Raw genomic sequence first — 15,850 nt, 5'->3', positions numbered from 1 at the left:
CCGCGCCGTGGTGGCGCGGCCTCAGTTACCGGCCGAAATGCCGGTGAAGGTGGCGGGCGTGCTGGTGCCGGTCTGGCTGATGCTGCAGGTGCCCTCGACGCCGTTGCCGGCGGCGCTGTGGCTGCCGTCGCCCAGCGCGCCATCGGCAATGGTGTAGCCCGACGGCAGGGCCCCGCCCTGCAGCAGGCTGGGCAGATCGTTGCAGTTGTCGACCTTGCGGCACTTGCTGGCGTTGGCGCCGGTGCTGTCGTGCGCGGTGACGGCGCAGCCGCTGAAGTTGATCGTCATGGCGCTGGCTGCCGCGCCGGTGACGCCCTGCAGCGCGGCGCTCTTGGCGTCGCTGCTCATGTCGATGAACTTGGGCAGGGCCGTGGCAGCCAGGATGCCCAATACGACGATGACGACGATCAGCTCGATCATCGTGAAACCGGATTGGCGTTTTTTCATGGAGGCGCTCCAGACTGCAGCATGAGGAGAAGAAATGGAAACCTGCGGACCAGCCGCTCGGAAAGGTTTCGAACCGGCCTGCGCGGGATATCGGCCGGCTGCGCTCACTTCTTGAGCGACACCCGGCCCAGATCCCACATCGGCAGAAACACGCCCAGCGCCAGCACCAACACCATCACGCCCAGAAAGGCGATCAGGATCGGCTCGATCTGCTGCGACAGCGTCTTCAGTTCGTACTGCACGTCGCTGGTGTAGAGGGTGGCGATCTCGTCCATCAACTCGTCGACCGCACCGGTCTCCTCGCCCACGGCGATCATCTGCAGCACCACCGGCGTGAACACCCCGGTGGCCACGGCGGCGCGCAGGATGGTGTCGCCACGCTCCACCGCCTCGCGCATGCCGTCGACCTTGCGGCCGATGTGGGCGTTGTCCACGGTCTGCGCCACGATGGTCAGGGCCTGCTCGATCGGCACGCCGCTCTTCAGCGCCAGCGAGAAGCTGCGCGCAAAGCGCGACAGCGTGGCCTTGTGCACGATCGGGCCGGCCAGCGGCAGGCCCAGCAGCCAGCGGTCCCAGGCCACGCGGCCCTCGGGCGTGGTCACCCAGCGCTTCACGCCCACCACCGTGGCGGTGGCCAGCAGCAGCAGCGCCCAGCCCCACTGCAGCGTGAAGTTGCTGGCCGCCACCAGGGCCCGCGTGGCCAGTGGCAGCTGCGCGCCGAAGCTCTTGAACACATCGGCAAAGGCGGGGATCACCAGCACATTGATCACGCCGATGGCCACCACCATCGCGCTGATCACGAACATCGGGTAACGCAGCGCCGACTTGACCTGCTGCGACATCAGCGCCTCGAACTCGAGGTGCGAGAACAGGCGCATGAACACCTCGTCGAGCCGGCCGGTCATCTCGCCCACGCGCACCATGGCCACGTAGAAGGCGTCAAAGACGCCGGCCTGCTGGGCCAGGCATTTCGACAGCTCGATGCCCGATTCCAGGCTGTGGCGCACCTCGGCCAGCGTGTGTTTCATGGCCGGGTTGACGCTGCTTTCCTGCAGCCCGGCCAGCGCCCGCAGGATGGGCACGCCCGAGCGCAGCAGGGTGTGCAGCTGGCGCGAGAACAGCATCAGGTCGGTGGCACCCACCCGGGTGCGCCGCCACCACGGGCCGTTGGCGCTGCCGGCGGCACCGGACGACGCCCCGGCCGCGGCACGGCCCGGCGCGGCGGCCGGCGCGCCGGCGCTGGCGGGCGTGATGCGCAGCGGCGTGATGCCGCGCGCCTGCAGCGCGCTGGCCACGCCGGCCGCATCGGCGCCGTCGAGCTCGCCGCTCACCGGGCCGCCGGCGCCCTGGCCGGTGTAGGCAAAGCGGGTCATGTCAATCCAGCTCGCTGCCCACGCGCATCACCTCGTCCAGCGTGGTGCGGCCGGCCAGGGCCAGGCGCAGCGCATCGCGGCGCAGCGTGGCGCCGGCCATCTGGCGGCGGCCCGCCTGCATGAAGCGGATCGGGTCGTCGTCGGCCATGGCCTCGACCAGCTCGTGGGTCATCTCCACGAATTCGTAGACGCCGGTGCGGCCGCTGTAGCCGGTGTGGTTGCACTCGCTGCAGCCGCGTCCGGCGCGCAGGCCGGCCAGGGCGGCGTCCACGTCGGCCGGGGCCATGCCCTCGGCGCCCAGCAACTGGCGCAGCCAGCCCAGCTGGCCGGGCTCGGGCGTGTGCGGCTGGGCGCAGGCCGGGCACAGGGTGCGCACCAGGCGCTGCGCCAGCACCAGCTGCAGCGACATGGCCACCATGTAGCGCGGCACGCCCATGTCGACCAGGCGCAGCGGGGTGGACAGCGCGTCGTTGGTGTGCAGGGTGCTCAGCACCAGGTGGCCGGTCATGGCCGCGCGCAGGCCGATCTCGGCGGTGTTCTGGTCGCGCATCTCGCCGATCAGGATCACGTCGGGGTCCTGGCGCAGTGCGGCGCGCAGCACGCGCGCAAAGCTCAGGTCGATCTTCTCCATCACCTGCACCTGGTTCAGGCCGGGCAGGCGGTACTCCACCGGGTCTTCCACGGTGATGATCTTGCGTTCGCTGTTGTTCAGCTGGTTCAGTGCGGCGTACAGCGTGGTGGTCTTGCCGCTGCCGGTGGGCCCGGTCACCAGGATCAGGCCGTTGGGCCGCGCCAGCGCGCGCTCGATGGCCGCGTTGAGCGGCGCCGGCAGGCCCATGCCGCGCAGCTGCAGCAGGCCGGCGTTGTGGTTGAGCAGCCGCATCACCACCGATTCGCCATGCTGGGTGGGCAGCGTGGAGATGCGCACGTCCAGCGCGCCGGCCTTGAGCTTGACGTGGAAGCGGCCGTCCTGCGGCAGGCGCTTCTCGGAGATGTCGAGCCCGCTCATCAGCTTCAGGCGCAGCGCCACGGCCACGGCGATCTTGGCATCGGCCTCGGTCTGCACATGCAGCACGCCGTCGATGCGAAAGCGGATGCGCAGCAGCCGGTCCTGCGGCTCGATGTGGATGTCGCTGGCGCGCATGCGCAGCGCCTGCTCGAACATCGAGCTGAGCAGGCGCACCACCGGCGCGTCTTCGGCGGTGGTGGCGGTCAGGCCCAGGATGTCGCCGATCTCGTCCTCGACGCTGGCGATCTCGCTGGTCAGCTCGCGCGCCAGGCCGGCAATCTCGTCGCCGCCGCGGTACACGCGGTCGAGCGCGGCCAGCAGCTGGGTCTCGGCCACCACGGCCAGGTCGAGTTCGACCTTGGCCAGGCGGGTGACCTCGTCGTAGGCCGCCAGGTCGGTGGGGTCGGCCATGGCCACGCGGCGCGTGCCGGCGGCGTCGACGATGGGCAGCGCGCGCAGCCGGCGCGCATGCATCTCGGGCAGCAGCGCGGCCAGCTCGGCGCTGGGCGGGGTGTTGGCCAGGTCGATGAAGGGCGCGCGCAGCTGGCGGGCCAGGGCCCGCGCGATCTGCACCTCGGTGACCCACTGCCGGTCGATGAAGATGCGGCCGAGCTTGCGCCCGGTCTTCTTCTGCTCGACGAGGGCCTCGTCGAGCTGCGCGGCAGTGATCAGCGCCTCCTGGATCAGCAGGTCGCCGAGGCGGACACGTTCGGGGCGGGCCATGTCAGAACCTCAGGTCGCCATGAGGCGTCGCCGGGCCGGCGGCCGCCGCGGAGAGGCTTTGCGGGGGGCTCATTGCGTGACCGGCATGGCCTCGGGCCACGGGCCGTCCTGGCGGATCACCGAGGGCTTGAGCAGGATCACCAGCTCGCGCTTGCTGGTCACCACGCTGGTCTGCTTGAACAGGTTGCCGACCACCGGCGCGTCGCTGAGCACCGGCATGCCGGTGCGCTCGTTGTGCGACTCCTGCTTCATCAGGCCGCCAATGGCCACGATCTGGCCGTCGCGCACGCGCACGATGGAGTCGGTCTCGTTCACGGTGCTGGCGGCCAGCGGCAGCTTGTAGTTGCCCAGAGCGCCCAGGTCGATGTTCTTGCTCTTCTCGGTGACCACGCTGATCGTCGGATGCACATGCAGCATCACGTTGCCGGCCTCGTCGATCTGCGGCGTCACGTCGAGCGAGATGCCCGAGAAGAAGGGCTGCAGCGTCACCGAGGGCGAGCTCACCGCGTTGTTGCCGGCGGTGGTGGTGCTGGAGGTGATGCCGGTGACGTAGAGCTCGTCGGAGCCCACCTTCAGCACCGCCTTCTGGTTGTTGAGCGTGGCGATGCGCGGGCTCGAGAGCACCTGCACGCTGCCCTGGGTCTCGAGAAAGTTCAGCAGCGCGGCAAAGTTGGCCGCCTGGAAGGCCAGGCCGTAGAAGCCGCGGCCCAGCGAGCCGGCGGCGATGTCCAGGCCCGGCGCGATGCGCGTGCCGTCGGCACTGGTCAGCGGCACGCTGGCATTGCCGCTCAGCGTGGTGCCCGGCGCGGCCGTGCCGACGCTGAACCGGGTGTTGCTGCCCGGCAGCTTGCCGAAGCCGGCCCAGTTGACGCCGCTTTGCGCGTCCTTGCTGAGCACCACCTCGATGATCTTGGCCTCCAGCATCACCTGGCGCTCGATGGCCAGCTGCACCACCTTGAGGTAGCCCTCCACCTGGCGCAGCTCGGCCGGGGTGGCACGCACCACCACCACGCCGGCGGCCGGGTTGAGCACCACGCTGCGCCCGCCCTGGCTGCCCACCATGGCCACCAGCGAGGACTGCACCTCCTGCCAGAAGTTGGCGTCCGAGGTGGTGCGCACCTGGGCGTTGTCGTTCGGCCGCTGCGGCATGCCGCCATTGCTGCTGTTGCCGCTGCTGCTGCTCGGGCCGCTGGTTTGCGTGATGGCGCTGCTGGTCACGCGCAGATCGCTCTCGCCCTGGCGGCGGCCGGGCAGGTAGTTGACCCGGTAAAGCCGCGTCTGCACCGCGTTGGAGTAGACGAAGATGCGGTTGCCGGCAATGCGGAAGTCGTAGCCGAACAGCTCGCGCAGCGTGTCCAGCGCCTCGGGCACCGAGGTGTCCTTCAGCGTGATCGACAGCGTGCCGGCCACCTCGGGCGAGACCAGCATGTTGTAGTGCGTGCCCTGGGCCAGCTGCAGAAACACCTGCGCGGCCGGCGCGTTGTTGACCGACAGGTCGAAGCGCGGCTCGGCCAGGCCACGTGGCGCGTTCGGCGCCGCGGCGGCCAGCTGCAGCGGCTGCGCGGCCGCCTGGGCCGGCGCCGGCGTCACCTGCGACGGCGCCAGCGCTGCGGCGCTGTCGTTCGGGTCGGCGGCGGCCGGCTCGGTTTTGTCGGTCCGGTCGGGGCCGGCGGGCTGGTCGCTGTGGGCTGTCTTGTCGCTGCGGGCGGCCACCGGCGGCAGCGGCGTGACCACGATGCGCGGCATGGCGCGTGCAGTGATCACCACCGTGCTGGTGGCTGCGGAAAGCGGTGTGGGCGGCGTCAGCGGGGGCTCGTCGGCGGCCGGGGTGGTGGCCGAATTGGTTGCCGAATTGGTTGCCGAATGGGTGGCGACCGGGGCGGCGGCGCCCGCGGCCGCAGCGGCTGCCGGCTGCGGCGTGTGGACCAGCGCGGCGGCCGGGGTGGCCGATGCGGCGGCCGGGTTGAGCGCTGCGCCCGGGTTGGCCGCTGCTGCAGCCGCAGCCGCCTGGCCATGGGCCGGTGCGGTGCCGGCCAGCGCGGTGGCAAGTCATGGACGGGTCCTTTCGGCCAGCGAGACCGGGGCGGCGCGCGGCGGCACGGGTGCGCCGGCCAGCGCGGCATCGGCCGGCAGGGGCTCGGCCTGCGGCTGCCAGCGGGCGCTGCGGGTGATCTGGATGGTTCCGGGCGGCTGCTTCTCGTCGCCGCCCAGCAGGCGCAGGCGGCGGTCGCCCGAGGTGTCGCCGGCGCGCGCCGCACTGCCGCGCAGCAGCACGCCGTCGGCGTCGATGGCGGCCACCACGCGCTCGCCCACCGCGTCGCCCAGCTTGACCTCGCGGCCGTCGATCAGCGCACTGGCCGGGCCCTTGGCCGGCATGCGCAGCGACTGCAGGCGCAGCGCCGGTGCCGCGGCATCGCTGCGCGCCACGGCCAGGCCGGCACCGGCCGGCTGCACCCGGCCCGAGGCCGCCGGCCCCGCCACCGCTGCCGCCGCCGCGGCGGCCACGGCCGCGGGCGGACGGGTGGGGTCGGACAGCAGCGGCGACGGTTGCGCCGCCACCACCACAGCCGCGCCGATGATGGCGCTCAGCGCCACCAGGCCGGCAAAAGCCGGGCGCAGCTGGCGCCGCAGCGCGGGCAGGGTAAAGCTCGGCGGCAGGCTGGGCATGGTGGCGCTCCGGGGCACGGGGTCGGGGGAAAGGGGCTGGCCGCAGGCGGCCAGGCCGCTGCGGCGCTGGGCGGGGCGGTTCATATCTCGAGCCAGTGGCGGTCGCGGCTGAGCGTGTACAGGCGCAGCGTCATCACCGTGCTGGGGTACTGGGTCTTCATCTGCAGGCCGCCCCACAGCACGTGCTGGGGCATGGCCTCCAGCGTGCGCAGATAGGCCAGCAGCTCGCCAAAGCTGCCTTCGAGCGTGATCTCCACGCCATGGCGGTAGAGCGAAGGCGTCGCGGTGCCGAGCGTGGCGGGGCCCGCCGCGGGGCCGGCTGTGGCGGGCAGGTTCATCACGCCCAGCGGTGCCTGGCCGGCACCGGCCGCGGCGGCCAGCAGATCGGTGCGGCCCAGCGAGCGCAGTGCGCGCACGCGCAGGCTGCCGTGGCGGCTGAGCACCTGGTCGAGCAGCTCGACCATGCGTTCGGAGCCGATCAGCGTGTCCTGGTGCTGGCGCAGCGCGGTGTCGCCTTCGCGCACCTTCTGGCGCCAGCTGCCCAGCTCGGCCTTGAGCTGCAGGCTGCGGGCGCTGTCCACGCTTTGCAGGCGCTGCAGGTCGGCCAGTGCCGACTGTTTCGCCGTCAGCGCGGTCTGGGCGCGCAGGCGCGCGGCCTGCAGCGCACCCAGCGCCGGCGAGATCCACAGCAGGTCACCCAGCGCCAGCGCCGCGGCCAGGCCGGCGCCGATCAGCATCAGGCGCTCGCGCGGCGTGCGTTCATCAAAGCGGCGCTGCCACTGGCGCAGCGGCGTCGACAGGCGTGCCGACAGCCGGGCCGAGAGGGCCTCGCGGCCCAGGGTCGGCGTCATGGCTGTGCTCCCGACGCGGCGATCGACGAGCGCAGCGCGAAATCGGTGGTGGCCGGCGCGCTGCTGCCACCGGTCTGCAGCGCCTGGGCGCTGAGCTCGGTGCTGCGCATGTTCAGCTGCGCGAAGGGCCGGCCGCGAAAGCGCGGCTCGGCGTTCAGGCGGCGCAGGTAGTCGGGCAGGGCGGCCGAGTCGAGCATGCGGCCCTCGAGCTCGAGCGACTGGCCGTCCTCGGAAATGCTGAAGCCGGTGATCCACACCGCGCCATTGGCCTGGCGCGCCAGCGCCGCCAGGTAGTCGGACGGGCCTTCGCGCACGCCGGCCACACCGGCCTGCAAGGCGGCCAGGATGCGGCGCTGCCCGGCATCGTGCTGGCGCAGCGTCTGCAGCTCGGCGTCGCCGGCCGCCGCGGGCGTGGCGCGCGGGTCCTGGGCCGCCAGCTGCTGGCGCAGGGGCGTCAGGCCGCCTTCGTGCTGCTGGGCCTGCTGCACCTGGTGCGAGGCGGCGATGCGCAGGCCGGCACCGAGCACGCTGCACAGGCCCAGCACCAGCAGCATGCCCAGCAGGCCGTGGTGGGCGGCATAACGCTGCGGCTGCGGTGCGAAGCGCGGGTCGTAGAGGTTGAGCTGCTGGGCCATGCGGTCTGCCCTCAGTCGTCGCGCAGCGCGGCGCCAATGGCCAGCAGCACGCGGTTCAAGGCGGCGGCATCGGCCGCCAGCTCGGGCACGGCGGTCCAGTCCAGCGCCTCGGCCAGATCCAGCGGCGCCACCGGCACGTACAGCAGCGGGCCCAGGTGCGCGGCCAGCTCGGCCACGCCGGGCATCGGGGTGATCAGCAGCTGGGCCAGCGTGACCTGGCCATAGGCGCGCTCGATGCCGTCCAGCGTGCGCTGCAGCTCCAGGCCGGCGTGGTCGAAGGCGCGCTGGCGGACGGCCTCGTCGCTGGCCACGAACTGCTCGGCGGCCAGGTCCATCTGCCGCGTCGACAGCAGCTCGCCGGCGTAGGTGACCACCAGCGTGGCGTGGCTGGGCTGGCAATGCAGCAGGGCCAGCGCGCGGCCTTCGGGCTGCACCAGCAGCGCCAGGTTGCGCAGCGCGGTCTCGGCCACGTCCACCGCGCTCCAGGGCAGGCCGGCATCGTGGGCGCCGGTGATCAGCGGCCGCACATGCTGCTCGGCCGCGGCCACGGCAATCAGCTGCGGCTGCGGCCGGTAGCTGGCACCGGACGGCACCGCCAGCACGTCGATGGCGGCGGTGTCGACCGCGAAGTCGACGCTGTCCTTGAGCTGCCAGCGCACCGCGGCGGCCCAGTCGGCACGGCCCACCTCGGCCGGCGCATCCATGCTCTGGCACAGGTACTGGCCGCGTTCGAGCAGGGCCACGCGGCGGTGGCGGGCCAGCGCATGCGGCCCGCGCAGCCGGCGCAGGGCGCTCGCCGGCCCGTCCCAGGCCTCGTGCACGGCCCAGCGCACGGCCGGCCGGCCGCCAGTGGCAGCCGGCTGCACAAGGGCCAGCGCGGTGTGCCCACCTTGCGGTGCGCAACCGATCCAGCCTGGCAGCAGCGGGGGACGAGTGAACGGGAACACGCGGACGATCTCCGGTTAGGGCCCCGCCATGGTTTCATGGGGGGGCGCTGACCAAAGCCGCGAAAAAGGGCCGGTTTGAGCGGGTGTTGGGGGCTGGGCGGGGCTTGAGCCGCCTGGGCTGGCCGGTGCGCGGGTTCAATGCGCTGGGTCTTGCGTGGCTCGCTGCATCGCGCCGGGTTTTCGCCCCGGCGGGCGACCTACTTTCTTTTCGCGAAAAGAAAGTAGGCAAAGAAAGTGCATTGAACTTTCCGACACCGCCGTGCCGCTTGTCCCACATCGGGGCGGGCGCCTCGCCCGCCCGGCGGGCTCGAACAGGCTGCCGACATGGGGCTTGGTGACGGACACATCGCCGCCGATGGCATGGCCGCTCATCTGTGAAGGCTCTGGCTGCTCGCCGCAGTTGGGCAGGCCGTGCCACGGACAGAGCGCCTGGATCATGGACGGGGCGATGGCCTGGCACCAGCATTGACCAAAGCCAGAACCAAGCCCTTCCCACACCACGCTGCGCCCGCAAGTCTTGATCGGGGGCCCGCGCGCGTGGACCGGCTACATGCGTCTCCGGCTGGCTATGTTCGAGCCCGCGGGGCGGGCGAGGCGCCCGCCTCGATGCACCGAGCAAGATGCTCAGTGGTGTCGGAAAGTTGGGATGCGCTTTCTTTGCCTACTTTCTTTTCGCCAAAAGAAAGTAGGTCGCCCGCCGGGGCGAACACCCGGCGCGCTGCAACGAGCCACGCAAAACCCCAGCCGTCAGGCCACCAAAAAGATCCAGGCCAGCCAGCTCAACCCACCCCAACGATCAAAACCGCGCCGAAGGCTGCGCCAGGTAGAACCACTCGTTGCGCGCCGCCGCCCGGGCGTTGGGAAACACGATGCGCCCGGCGCCCGGTGCGCGCACCTCCTCGCCATCGGCGCGCACGCCGATCAGCTCGCCGGCGTCCACCGCGTCAAAGCTGCGCCATTCGCGTGCAAAGCGGTCGTCGGCATGGCGCTTGTCGATCACGGCATGCAGCGACAAGGCCTCGATCGCCGCCACCGGCGCCGGCGCCACCTCGTCGGTCAGGCCCAGGTGGGCCAGCGTGTTGCGGATCGCGCGGTAGGCCACCTCGGGCGCGGCGGGGTCCTCGTGCTGGCCGCATTCGAGCGTCAGCGCGCAGCCGCCCATGGCACGCATGTACTCGGTGGTGCCGACGCCGTAGTTGGGGTTCAGATCCAGCGTGGCGGCGGCCGCGCCGGCCTCGGCGCGGCGCCGTGCCACGCCGGCGGCGTAGGTGCCCAGCCAGCCGTCCACCGCGCGGTCCACGCCCAGGTGGCGCACCAGCGCTTCTTCGCGCGCGGCCTGGGCAAAGGGCTCCACCGGGCCGGTGTTGTCGCGCGGGCCCACCATCACGAAGGGCCGGCCGGCGCTCTGGAACGAGTGCAGGTCGAGCAGCACCTGGTGCTCGGCCAGCAGCGGGCACAGCCAGTTGGCCACGTGGTCTTCGTACTCGCGCGGGATCGCGGTGGGGCCGAGGGCGCGGTTGAGGTTGCGGTCGCCGGCACGCACGCCCTTGGCATGGGCCAGCGGATTGGTCACCGGCACCAGGGTCAGCACGCCGCGCGAGATGCGCACCTCGCCGCGGTCGATCTCGTCGATCAGGCGGCCGATGGCCTGCGTGCCGCACACCTCGTTGCCATGCACGGCACCGGTGACGATCAGGCGGGTGCCGGGGGCGGTGCCGGCGTAGCGCACGGACTTGAACGGAAGCAGGGGCGGGTTCATGCCCGGCATTGTCGCCAAAGGTGATGGCGGCATCGGCGCAGCCCCCGCGGCCAGCGCCGCCGGCCGGCGCCTGGGCCGCGGCATGCGGCCCGGTTATGCCCCTGGCCCGAGCCGGCATTGGCCTTGGCCGCGCGCAGCCCCTAGGCTTGCCGGCATCGTGTGGCGCGGCCGATGGGCCGGGGAGAGCAGCGTTCGGTATGCCGGGTGAGGTGTGTGTGGTGGGCGCGGGCGTGGTGGGCATCACCAGCGCCTGGTTTCTGGCCGAGGCCGGCTGGTCGGTGACCCTGCTTGACCGCAGCGGCGTGGCCCAGGGCACCAGCCTGCGCAATGGCGGGCAGCTGAGCTACCGCTACGTGTCGCCGCTGGCCGATGCCGGCGTGCCGGTGAAGGCGCTGCAATGGCTGCTCGAGCGCGACGGCCCGCTGCGCTGGAAGCCGCAGGCCGATGGCGCGCAGTGGCGCTGGCTGGCGCAGTTTGTGGCGCGCTGCCGCGGCAGCGTGAACCGCCGCACCACGCAGCGCCTGGCGCGCCTGGGTGAACACAGCCGCGCCTGCCTGCACGCGCTGATGGCGCAGCAGCAGCTGCCGCCCTTTGCCTGGCAGCAGCCGGGCAAGCTGGTGGTCTACCGCACGCCGGCGCTGCTGGCGCGGGCCAGTGCCGGCCTGCCGGCCGGCCCGGCGCCCGACGATGCCGTGCAGCAGCGCTGGGACGTGGCGCAGTGCCTGGCCCACGAGCCGGTGCTGCAGGGCCTGGCCGGGCGCCTGGCCGGCGGCATCTTCAGCCGCGACGAGGCGGTGGCCGATTGCCATGCCTTCTGCTTTGCGCTGATGCAGCGGCTGCGCGCGCACCCGCGCTTTCGCGGCCTGGTGTGCGACCGTGCGCTGGGCTTCGAGCCGGGCGCCGGCGCGGCGCGGCTGCAGCTGCGCTGCGAGGCCGGCGTGCTGGGCGCCGATGCCTTCGTGCTGGCCGCCGGCATTGCCAGCCGGCATCTGGCGGCCAGCGCCGGCCTGCGCCTGCCGCTGTACCCGCTCAAGGGCTACAGCCTGGACGCGCCCATCGGTGCCGGCCATGTGCCGCCGCGCGCCAGCATCACCGACTTCGAGCGCAAGCTGCTGTATGCGCGCATCGGCGAGCGCCTGCGCATCGCGGCGATGGTCGATCTGGTGGGCGAGGACGAGCGCATCGACCCCGCACGCCTGGCCAGCCTGCTGCGCATTGCCCGCGCCGATCTGCCCGCCGCCGGCGACTATGACCAGGCCCAGCCCTGGGCCGGCCTGCGCCCGGCCACGCCGGGCGGCGCGCCCATCGTCGGCGCCAGCCCGGTGCCCGGCCTGTGGCTCAACGTGGGCCATGGCGCGCTGGGCTTCACCTTTGCCTGCGGCACCGCCAGCCTGCTGGCCGAGGCCATGGCCGGGCGGCCCACCACGCTGCCGCTGGACGGCCTGGCCTGGGGCGCGGACACCTGACAAGTTGTGAACGAACCTGCTGCGCGGGCCCATGGCGGCCCTGCGCGACTCGCCGTACGGGTGTACGGCTGCGTTGCTCGAACCACCCTGAGCCCGCTCGCGACGGTTCCTTCTCACCTTGTGAGCCGCAGCGGGCGCGCGGGGCCGCAACGCGCCGCTCTGGGCGCCGCTCAAGGCGCTGTTCAGGGTGCCGCTCAGGGCGCCAGCCTGACCCAGCGCAGCTCGAGCGTGTCGCTGGGCCACTGCACCAGCTGCACCTTCTTGCTGGCGGCCCAGTTCAACGTGCGGCGGTACAGCGGCAGGTAGGGCATCTCGTCGGCGATCAGGCGCAGCGCCACGCCCACGCGGGCGCGGCGCTTGACCAGATCGGGCTCGACGCGCACCGCGTCGATCAGCGTGTCGAGCTGCGGGTTGCTGTAGCGCCCGGCGTTGAAGCCGCCGCCACCGCTGGGATCGAAGCTGCGCACCATGCCGTTCAGCGTGTTCCAGGGGTCGGTGGTGGGCGTCCAGCCAAACTCGATGAAGCTGGCCGTGCCCTGGGTCAGCTTGGGAAAGAACTGGTTGGTCGGGCTGCTGCGCAGCTGGGTGCGGATGCCCACCTGCGTGAGCATGGCCGCCGCGGCCTGGCACACCGCCTCGCGCCAGGCCACGTTCACGCAGTCGAGCGTGACGCCAAAGCCCTGCGGGTAGCCGGCCTCGGCCAGCAGCGCGCGCGCCTTGGCGGGGTCGTGCGGCAGGCGCTTGTCGAGCGCCGGGTCGTAGCCGTCCACCAGCGGCGAGACAAAGCTGCCGGCGGCCACGGCCTGGCCGCGCAGCACCTTCTGGATGATCAGCTCCACATTCACCGCATGCGCCACGGCGCGGCGCACGCGCAGGTCCTTGAACGGATTGCGGTCCTTCACGTCGCCGTGCAGCAGCTCGTTGCGCGCCAGGTCGAAGCTGAGGTACTGGGTGCCCAGGTCGCTGGTGCTGCGCACGCGGATCTTCGGGTCCTGCTTCAGGCGGCTCACGTCCTGGAAGGGCGGGTCGAGCACCAGGTCGACCTCGCCCGAGCTCAGGGCCGCCAGGCGCGTGGCATCGCTCTTGATCGGCAGGTACACCGCGCCGTCGAGGTTGCCGTTGCGCTGACTGTCCTTCCAGCCCCACCAGGGCACATGGCGGGCCAGCTCGAGCCTGGCATCGGGCGCGTAGTTCAGCAGCTTGAACGGGCCGGTGCCATTGGCGTTGCGCACCGCAAAGGTCTCCTGCCGGGCATCGAAGTTCTGCGCCTTCTCCACGCCATGCTGGCGGCACCAGGCGCGGCTCATCATGGCCACGAACAGCAGCTTGTCGGGCAGCACCGCATCGGGCTGCTTGAGCTGCAGCTCGATGGTGCTGGCGTCGATCTTCTTCACTGCCGCCACGCCGGTGAGCTGGAAGCTGCGCTGCGAGCCCGGGCCCATGGCGCGCTCGAGCGAGAACACCGCATCGTCGGCGCTGAACGGCGTGCCGTCGTGAAAGCTCACGCCCTGGCGCAGCGTGAAGCGCCAGGTGGCGGGCGCCAGCTGCTTCCACGCGGTGGCCAGGCCGGGTTCGAGGCGGAACTGCTCGTCGCGCGTGACCAGCGATTCATACACCTGGGTCACCACCCGCGTGTGGTACAGCAGGGCCACGGCATGCGGGTCCATGCTTTGCGGATCGAAGGCGCTGGCGATGCGCAGCGTGGCCGACTGCGCCGGCGCGGCTGGCAGCGTGGCCAGGGCGGCGATCGCGGCCATGGCGGCGATGGCGGCCAGCGCGCCCGTTGCGCGCTTTGCGCTCCTGGTCGCCAGGGCGGTGGTGGCCCGCCGCCAGGCGTGGCCGGCGCGGTGCCGCGGGGGCTGTGGGGTGCTGGGCAGGCGCGGCATGGCAGGGCTCTCGTCGGTCAGGGCCGGGGGTGGCTGGCGCCGATTCTGGCGGAAGGGGCCGCCGGCCGGCGACCCGGCGCGCTGATACGCTGGCGGGCATGCCGGCCCCGCCCCTTGCCCCCGCCGCCCCGGCGCTTGAACGCTGGTGGCCCTGGCTGGCCTTGCTGCGCCAGGGGGGCTGGCGCGCCACGTTGCGCGCCGATGCGCTGGCCGGCCTGCTGGGCGCGGTGCTGGTGCTGCCGCAGGGCATCGCCTTTGCCGCGCTGGCCGGCCTGCCGCCGGCCATGGGCCTGGCCGCGGCGGTGTTGCCGGCGGCGGTGGCGGCGCTGGCCGGCTCGAGCCGGCATGTGGCCACCGGGCCCACCAATGCCACCTCGCTGGCGCTGGGCGCCATGCTGGCTCCGCTGGCCCAGGGCGACGCGCTGCTGGCCATCGCCCTGGCCGGTGTGCTGACGCTGCTGGTCGGCCTGATGCAGGCGCTGCTGGCGCTGCTGCGCCTGGGCACGCTGGCCAACTTCATCTCGCCGTCGGTGATGCTGGGCTTCACCAGCGGCGCCGCGGCGCTGATCGCCTGGCATGCCCTGGCCGGGCTGATGGGCGCGGCCGGGCGCATGGCGCCGCCCGAGGCCTGGGCCCGCGGCGTGTCGCTGCCGGCTTTGGCGGTGGGCCTGCTGGTGCTGGGGCTGGCCGCCGCCGGGCGGCGCTGGTGGCGGCGCGGGCCGCACCTGCTAGCGGCGCTGCTGGTGGGCGGGCTGGCGGCCTGGTGGCTGGCCGACGCCACGCGGCGCACGGCGCTGTTTGGCGCCGTGGCCGCCGCGCCGGGCTCAGCCGGTGCGGGCGTGGGCGTGGGTGCGGGCATGGGCATGGGCATGGGCATGGGCATGGGGGCCGGCGGGCCCTGGCTGGCCAGCGCGCCGCTGGTGGTGGGCACGCCGCCGTCGGCCTGGCCGCAATGGCAGTGGGCCGGGCTGCAGCGCGCGCTGCACTGGGAGCTGCTGCCGCAGCTGCTGCCCATGGCGCTGGCGCTGGCCATCGTGGCGCTGGGCCAGGCCATGGCCGTGGCCAAGGCCCTGGCGCAGCGCAGTGGCCAGGTGCTGGACGTCAACCGCGAGTGCCTGGGCCAGGGCCTGGGCAACCTGGCCGGCGGCCTCAGCGGTGCGCTGGTGAGCTGCGGCTCGCTCAACCGCTCGCTGCCCAACTACGAGGCCGGCGCGCGCACGCCGCTGGCCTCGGTGGCGGCGGCGCTGTGGCTGCTGGTGCTGCTGGCGCTGGCCGGGCCGCTGCTGGCCTGGATTCCACTGGCCGGCGTGAGCGCGCTGCTGCTGGTGGTGGCCTGGAGCCTGATCGACCGCGCCGCCTGGGCACGCCTGGCCCGGCTGGACCGCAGCGAGCTGGGCATTGCGCTGGCCACCGCGCTGGCCACGCTGGTGCTGCGCCTGGAGATGGCGGTGCTGACCGGCGTGATGCTGTCGCTGGTGGCCTATCTGTGGGGCGTGTCGCGCCCGGCGCTGCGCAGCATGGGCTTTGGCAGCCAGGCCGCCGGCCGGCCGTTCGTGGTGCTCGATGGCGCGGCGCCCGGCAGCGTGCTGCCCGAGTGCCCGCAGCTCAAGCTGCTGCGCATGGAAGGCTCGGTGTGGTTCGGCGCCGTGGCCCATGTGGCCGAGCACCTGCGTGCCTTGCGCAGCGCGCCCGGCGCCCCGCGCCATCTGCTGGTGATGGCCAAGAGCATGAACGCGCTCGACCTGGCCGGCGCCGACCTGTGGGACGACGAGCGCCAGCGCCGCCGCGAGATGGGCGGTGATCTGTACTTCCACCGCCCGCGCCCGCCGGTGCTGGCGCTGTGGCGGCGCAGCGGCTTTCTGGCGCGGCTGGGCGAGGACCATGTGTATCCCGACAAGCAGCGCGCCATCGCGCGCATCGTGCCGCGGCTCGACCCGGCCATCTGCGCGGGCTGCCAGGTGCGCCTGTTCGATGAATGCGGCGAGCGCCCCGGCGCACCGATCGCGCCGATGATCTGACCGCCTCCGGCGTCCGGCGCCCGATCTGCAAGCCTTTGTCACTGCGCCCTCAAGTCCGGCGCGGCCAGG

General features: G+C 72.8%; 12 protein-coding genes. 2 read left to right on the top strand and 10 right to left on the bottom strand.

All coding sequences use genetic code 11. The features are described from left to right. Positions 1-21 precede the first annotated feature (21 nt). The 9 genes from N4G63_RS17010 to N4G63_RS16970 form a co-directional block, all read right to left on the bottom strand. The gene (locus tag N4G63_RS17010) at positions 22-447 is read right to left on the bottom strand and encodes a prepilin-type N-terminal cleavage/methylation domain-containing protein (RefSeq protein ID WP_260786624.1); all 426 of its coding nucleotides are present in this window, start codon (positions 445-447) and stop codon (positions 22-24) included. A gap of 104 nt (positions 448-551) precedes the next feature. After that, on the bottom strand, positions 552-1,820 hold the full coding sequence (locus N4G63_RS17005) for a type II secretion system F family protein (RefSeq protein ID WP_260786623.1): 1,269 nt from the start codon (positions 1,818-1,820) through the stop codon (positions 552-554). 1 nt (position 1,821) lies between these two features. Then, the gene (locus N4G63_RS17000; protein WP_260786622.1) at positions 1,822-3,552 is read right to left on the bottom strand and encodes a GspE/PulE family protein; all 1,731 of its coding nucleotides are present in this window, start codon (positions 3,550-3,552) and stop codon (positions 1,822-1,824) included. Positions 3,553-3,621: 69 nt separating this feature from the next. Then, positions 3,622-5,316, bottom strand: coding sequence for a pilus (MSHA type) biogenesis protein MshL (gene mshL / locus N4G63_RS16995; RefSeq protein WP_314599961.1), 1,695 nt, complete (start codon positions 5,314-5,316; stop codon positions 3,622-3,624). 285 nt (positions 5,317-5,601) lie between these two features. Continuing rightward, positions 5,602-6,219: a hypothetical protein gene (locus N4G63_RS16990; RefSeq protein ID WP_314599960.1), complete on the bottom strand. Its 618-nt coding sequence runs from the start codon at positions 6,217-6,219 to the stop codon at positions 5,602-5,604. Positions 6,220-6,299: 80 nt separating this feature from the next. Next, on the bottom strand, positions 6,300-7,070 hold the full coding sequence (locus tag N4G63_RS16985; RefSeq protein ID WP_260786620.1) for a hypothetical protein: 771 nt from the start codon (positions 7,068-7,070) through the stop codon (positions 6,300-6,302). Beyond that, on the bottom strand, positions 7,067-7,705 hold the full coding sequence (locus tag N4G63_RS16980; RefSeq protein ID WP_260786619.1) for a PilN domain-containing protein: 639 nt from the start codon (positions 7,703-7,705) through the stop codon (positions 7,067-7,069). The genes N4G63_RS16985 and N4G63_RS16980 overlap by 4 nt, the downstream gene beginning before the upstream one ends. Positions 7,706-7,716: 11 nt before the next feature. Next, on the bottom strand, positions 7,717-8,652 hold the full coding sequence (locus N4G63_RS16975; RefSeq protein WP_260786618.1) for a hypothetical protein: 936 nt from the start codon (positions 8,650-8,652) through the stop codon (positions 7,717-7,719). Between the two features lie 796 nt (positions 8,653-9,448). Next, complete coding sequence (locus N4G63_RS16970; protein ID WP_314599959.1) at positions 9,449-10,411, bottom strand: M14 family metallopeptidase; 963 nt, start codon at positions 10,409-10,411, stop codon at positions 9,449-9,451. A gap of 197 nt (positions 10,412-10,608) precedes the next feature. Between N4G63_RS16970 and N4G63_RS16965 the strand changes: the two genes are divergently transcribed. Beyond that, entirely contained in the window at positions 10,609-11,877 is a 1,269-nt protein-coding gene (locus tag N4G63_RS16965) for a D-amino acid dehydrogenase (RefSeq protein ID WP_260786617.1), read from the top strand. 194 nt (positions 11,878-12,071) lie between these two features. Here N4G63_RS16965 and N4G63_RS16960 read toward each other — a convergent pair whose 3' ends face one another. After that, positions 12,072-13,634, bottom strand: coding sequence for an ABC transporter substrate-binding protein (locus N4G63_RS16960; protein WP_260786616.1), 1,563 nt, complete (start codon positions 13,632-13,634; stop codon positions 12,072-12,074). Between the two features lie 227 nt (positions 13,635-13,861). Here N4G63_RS16960 and N4G63_RS16955 point away from each other — a divergent pair, with 227 nt between their 5' ends. Next, positions 13,862-15,781 carry a SulP family inorganic anion transporter gene (locus tag N4G63_RS16955; protein WP_260786615.1) on the top strand — a complete coding sequence of 640 codons (1,920 nt, stop codon included), beginning with the start codon at positions 13,862-13,864 and terminating at the stop codon, positions 15,779-15,781. The last annotated feature ends 69 nt before the right edge of the window (positions 15,782-15,850 follow it).

This window comes from Aquabacterium sp. OR-4, from assembly GCF_025290835.2.
GTDB lineage: Bacteria > Pseudomonadota > Gammaproteobacteria > Burkholderiales > Burkholderiaceae_C > Pseudaquabacterium.
The sequence above is the reverse complement of the archived record's forward strand: the minus strand, read 5'-3'. Positions and strand labels throughout refer to the sequence as shown.